Origin of the sequence: Psychromonas arctica (genome assembly GCF_038155225.1) — a bacterium.
Lineage (GTDB): Bacteria > Pseudomonadota > Gammaproteobacteria > Enterobacterales > Psychromonadaceae > Psychromonas > Psychromonas arctica_B.
In genome coordinates, this window is the sequence record NZ_JBAKBA010000077.1 from 1 (window position 1) to 4979 (window position 4979).

Genomic DNA, 4979 nt, shown 5'->3' on the forward strand with positions numbered 1-4979 from the left:
TAATTAGTTAATAATTGAATATATTAGATCACATAATTAGGCGGAATGGTATAACCTGATTTCTGGGGAATGGAAACGTAATACTATTTAATATCAATATGTTAAGTTTTAATAGCATACAGAATCGTTAGTGTTGTGTAGTCCAAGGAAAATAATGATGTTGCATCCATTTGCTTAACCAGAAATGAGGTTATTTAATAATATGACTAAAAGTCACTGAAGAAAATCACTTAATACCGATTACATTAAATAAATAATCTAAATTTTGCGCAGGAAAAATGACTTAGTTTAAGGCGTAAATTAAGGCCTTTCGAAGATTAACTTTATTAATTATTCTGTCGAGAATGAACTAAAAGATGTTAATGCTTCAATGGTCGTTCCCTTTACGAAATTTGCAACGAAGAAATAAATTATTTTAACCAGTAAAATAGATCAGTTAATTAGTGTGATTGGTATAAACATCCTACTATCTTTAAGTTCTCATTGAGACTTATCAATACTATCAGCATTTCTATTTTGCAGATGGATTTAAATTAGAAGAGTTAAAATTGATTAATACTGGTTTCTATTTAGGAAAGTCTAAAGTAATAAAAGTGACTTTAATGTGCTAAACAGATTGGTATTTATCCACATCGGAATTAAAGAAATGAACATTTGAATTTATTATGACTAATAAAAACAGAATCACTTTATAAATCAGCTTTTTTATATGTAGTTATCAGCAGCTAATTTAGTAAATTTGAAGTGTATTAAGAGGAGAAAATTAAATACCTACTTCCGATATGGAAGTAGGTATGAATAGTTATTTAATCAAAAGATAAAGCAGTGATTATAAACCTAGTGTTTCTAACGTTTTTAATGTTAGAGCACCTTGATTTAACTTCTCATCTTTTTGGTATGCATTTACAGCAGCACGAGTTTCTGCACCGTAAACACCATCAACATGAGTAATTTTGTAATCTCTACTTTTTAGCTCTCTTTGTAATTTAGAAACAACATCTTCTGTTGTGTTAGTTTCACACAGAATTTCCTGCCATTTTAAGTACGACTCAGCAGTTTTTACCGTTGTATCGTAAGTTTCATATACCGCAGGGGTAGTTATTTTTGTTTCTTTAGCAGGAATATCTAAAACACGTGTTTTAACCATTTTACATATTGCTGGAATTTTAACTTCTCGAGTTGAAGCTGCTGTTGCCAATACGTTGCTGGTTACCGTTTTGTATACAGCTGGAATTTTAACTTCTCTAGTAGTAGCAGCAGTCACTAATTCTTTTTTCGTAATTGTTTCGAAAACAGCAGGTGTTTTAACTTCTTTTGTTGTAGCTGCCGATACAAGCTCTTGCTTAGTCACTGTTTTGTAAACAGCAGGAGTAATAACCGCTTTTGAAGTTGGTGCATTATCTAATGCTCTTGTATTAACAGTTTTGTAAACAGCAGGTGTTTTAACTTCTTTTGTATAAGCTTCTTTATCTAATACCGTTGTTGTTACCGTTTTGTAAACAGCAGGCACATCGACTAGACACATAATCTCACCAGTTGAGTTATCAACTTTTTCAATTTCGCCGCGACCTTTTTTCCATTCTGTATGAGCAGGAGATACTAGTACCTGCTTAGAAATAGTTTTATAAGTAGCTGGAACCGTAACAAGTTCAGTTTTTTCAGGCTCAACCATAATACGTTCACTAGTTGTTTTGTAAGTAGCAGGCATTGTTACTAATGCTGTTTTCTCAGGCTCAACCATAATGCTTTCAGTGACAGTTTTATAAACCGCAGGAACTGCAACTAACGCAGTTTTTTCAGGCTCAACCATAACACTTTCAGTGACTGTTTTGTAAACCGCAGGAACAGGAACTAATTCAGTTTTTTCAGGCTCAACCATGATACGTTCGCTAGCTGGCTTGTATGTAGCAGCAACAGGAACTAGTTTAGAGCTTGCTTCTCTAATTGTTACTTTTTTCTCAACGACTTTATAAGTCGCAGGAGTAACAACAATTTGAGATTGTGCTTCTTTTAATAAACGTTGAATTGGATCTGTTCTGTATTCCGCAGGCACTAATACTTTTGCATAACATTCGCCAGCTTTAGCATTAGGTGGAATTAAAGAGTTACCAACAGCAAATTGGTCAGTTGCTCCAGGAGCGGTCATTGAACTTAGTGATGCAATTTTAGTGTTTTTTGCTTGCAGCTCTTCATTTAGTTTTTGAATCTCTTGATTTTTCATCGTTAAAGCTTCATTTGAAGAATCTGTTACTGAACACCCTGTCACAGTAAGCAGAACCGTTGCTGCGATAGCCGACATTTTAAAGTTATTTTTCATTGTTTTTCCCTTTCGTTGAATATACGGAGTATTTTATCACAAAAATAACTTTTAATTAGCTATTTAATTCCATCTTCGTGATATAGTTCATCTATGTTATAAAATTATAAATGGAGTTTAATTTGAAAACACTTAAAGTACTATTCACATCTTCGATCCTTAGCCTAGCTTTAGCTGGTAATTTATACGCTGAAGAGAGCACTGGCGACTGTATTATGGTTCCAAATTTGAATGTTGAATTCAAAAATGATTCTACTGTATACATGACAGCCGATGAGAGAAAAGAAATAACTGAATTTGCAAAATTTATTAAAGATACTGATCTTTATGCAGTAATCGAAGGTCATACAAGCAAATATGCTACGGCAACTTACAATGCTAAACTGTCTTCTGATAGAGCAATTAAAGTAAGAGCTGAATTAATTAAATTAGGCGTTAAACCTTCTCAGGTTAAAGCTATCGGGTTTGGTGAAAGCTCACCATTATACGATAATAATACTGAAATCGGTGCTCAGAAAAATAGACGAGTAATCGCTGAAGTATTTAACAGTGCTGCTGAGTTATCTGAATATACATCATCAGAAAAAACTCGAATTGCTAGTATCAAATATAAAGAACAATAATTAAGTTAAGCTTTTAATCCTTGATTTTAAAAGCCTAATAAACACTAGTGTTATACATCTTATAAAAAATATTTTGTATAACACTTTTTACAACACTTCTCTGTCATCACAATCTTCTTGTCATAATTTCCGAAAATAAATTAGAACTACCTATCTAATATTTATTGCTATAAATGCCAGTCCCTTCATATCAAACAACTACCTCTCTTTTTCATTAAAAAAAATAATGCCCAATCAAAAACACTCAAAAGATAACAACTAATGGCTATAAGCTTTACTCTCTACTTAGTTCGCATTTAAAAAGAGACATCGGCACGCTCGCCTAAGCCGACTAAACGATAACGAGGTTTCACAAAGCTAGCATGTACAACGCCTAAACTTTTATCGAATGAAACAGAAATCTCAGCAACTTCCTTAAATTGAGGCTTTGCTTGAAGAATAATTTCAACACTATGTTGATCACTATCATTGGTCAAAGTAACTCTCTCAAAATTAATCATCTGATTATTGAGCATTAAATGAGTGCCTTGCTTAAGTGTTTTTTTAATCACACTTTGTTGTTCGTTGTCACTTAAGTTTTCAGGCATTACCTTCTCAATATCCCCCATTAACCAAGCTTGATTATTTTGTAATCTAGAGACTAAATAGTTCATATCGGTAACAATTTTCACTTCAACTTGTCCGTCTCTTAAAATGACTTGAGCACTTGTTTCATTTAAAACATGCGCTCTGATTGGTGCACTGAATACCGTCATTCCACAAACGAGTAATAACACTAATAGTGCAAATTTAAAATTATTTAATAGGTACATATTAATAGCCTTACATCATTACAAAGATGAATATTCAGTAGTTATTGGGGAAATTAAACAATCGTTCCTCTAAATAAGAATCAGAAGAACTTTTGAATATTTTATTTTAATGTGTAACAACAGGTTGATGGTCACTTAATTGAGAATCCCTACAGAATGTACCCGTCTGAATTTGTCCTCCATTACTGATTGTTTTTTGTTTAAAGTCGTAACAATGTTCACCCGTAACTGATGGACTATAAGTCGTAAAGTAATCTTCCCCTTGATATGAATAAGTCATCGTTCGGCTACCATTTTCCAAGGTCGTATATTTTAGGTTTTCAACGCCACCAGCAGGTGGTTTAAGATCCGCTCTTATTTTTTGTGTATCACCACTTAAAGGAGAAACTCTCGGTAGTTTACTGGTGTCAACTTCACCCACTAAACATTGAATAATGTAAGGTGCAGTTGATGATGTTTGATAACGATAGCCAAAGATTTCATCAGTTTGCCCATTACAGACATCTAACTCACCTTGTTTAATATCACTACCATCCGGATTTTTATCGCCATACAATGGATAACCATCGTATGCCCAACCAATAATTGCATTACTCGTTTGGTTTTTCATTGTATCGATCATACAAGTAGGTGAAACATGATAGTGGTAATCATCACCACGACCTGAATGCCCACCACAATTATCTAATTGCCCAAGCGCTAAAGTATCGTGTTTTGCATCATATTCACTTACATCTAATTCTCCTTGCGCTGAATAATCATATATAGGCACACCATTTACAGCGACACCTACTGCAGCATCAATGGTAGTAATTTCTTTGGCTTTTTTAGGATTTAATTTAACGGGTGCTGCATAACCTTCTGCAGGTACAGGTATTTGTTCATTAGTGCCTGTAATGCCACTCATTAACTCATGATCATGATCAGGATAAGTAGAAGAAACGACATAAGCATAATCATAATCATCGTCACAAGTAACAGAAACTTCTTTTTCAAACCCTGCTTCATTAATAGAATTTTCAATAGCTTCACATCTAGCAGCATTAACATTAGATGTTGATAAGGTTGTTTGAGGATTCTTTATGGATAGCTTTTGTGAAGATGCCCCTTTAGTAGATAGCTGTTCTATATCATGATTTAGGCTATTTTTTTCATCTACACGAACATATCTCATACCATTCCGCCTAATTATGTGATCTAATATATTCAATTATTAACTAATTATAT

At 33.4% G+C, this 4979-nt stretch carries 4 protein-coding genes; 1 reads left to right on the forward strand and 3 read right to left on the reverse strand.

Going from position 1 to position 4979, the window contains the following annotated elements; all coding sequences use genetic code 11:
* Positions 1–829: 829 nt before the first annotated feature.
* Positions 830–2317 carry a peptidoglycan-binding domain-containing protein gene (locus V6255_RS17735; RefSeq protein WP_341629338.1) on the reverse strand — a complete coding sequence of 496 codons (1488 nt, stop codon included), beginning with the start codon at positions 2315–2317 and terminating at the stop codon, positions 830–832.
* 122 nt (positions 2318–2439) lie between these two features.
* Between V6255_RS17735 and V6255_RS17740 the strand changes: the two genes are divergently transcribed.
* A complete protein-coding gene (locus tag V6255_RS17740; RefSeq protein WP_160063466.1) occupies positions 2440–2940 on the forward strand; it encodes an OmpA family protein in 501 nt (166 codons plus the stop codon).
* A gap of 296 nt (positions 2941–3236) precedes the next feature.
* Here V6255_RS17740 and V6255_RS17745 read toward each other — a convergent pair whose 3' ends face one another.
* The gene (locus V6255_RS17745; protein ID WP_341629339.1) at positions 3237–3752 is read right to left on the reverse strand and encodes a hypothetical protein; all 516 of its coding nucleotides are present in this window, start codon (positions 3750–3752) and stop codon (positions 3237–3239) included.
* A 106-nt stretch (positions 3753–3858) separates the two neighbouring features.
* Positions 3859–4926, reverse strand: coding sequence for a YHYH protein (locus V6255_RS17750; protein WP_341629340.1), 1068 nt, complete (start codon positions 4924–4926; stop codon positions 3859–3861).
* Positions 4927–4979 lie beyond the last annotated feature (53 nt).

What these genes read in the sequence shown, in the direction of transcription:
- V6255_RS17735 (WP_341629338.1), bottom strand. Translation starts at nt 2,317, where the DNA reads ATGAAAAATAACTTTAAAATGTCGGCTATCGCAGCAACGGTTCTGCTT.
- V6255_RS17745 (WP_341629339.1), bottom strand. Translation starts at nt 3,752, where the DNA reads ATGTACCTATTAAATAATTTTAAATTTGCACTATTAGTGTTATTACTC.
- V6255_RS17750 (WP_341629340.1), bottom strand. Translation starts at nt 4,926, where the DNA reads ATGAGATATGTTCGTGTAGATGAAAAAAATAGCCTAAATCATGATATA.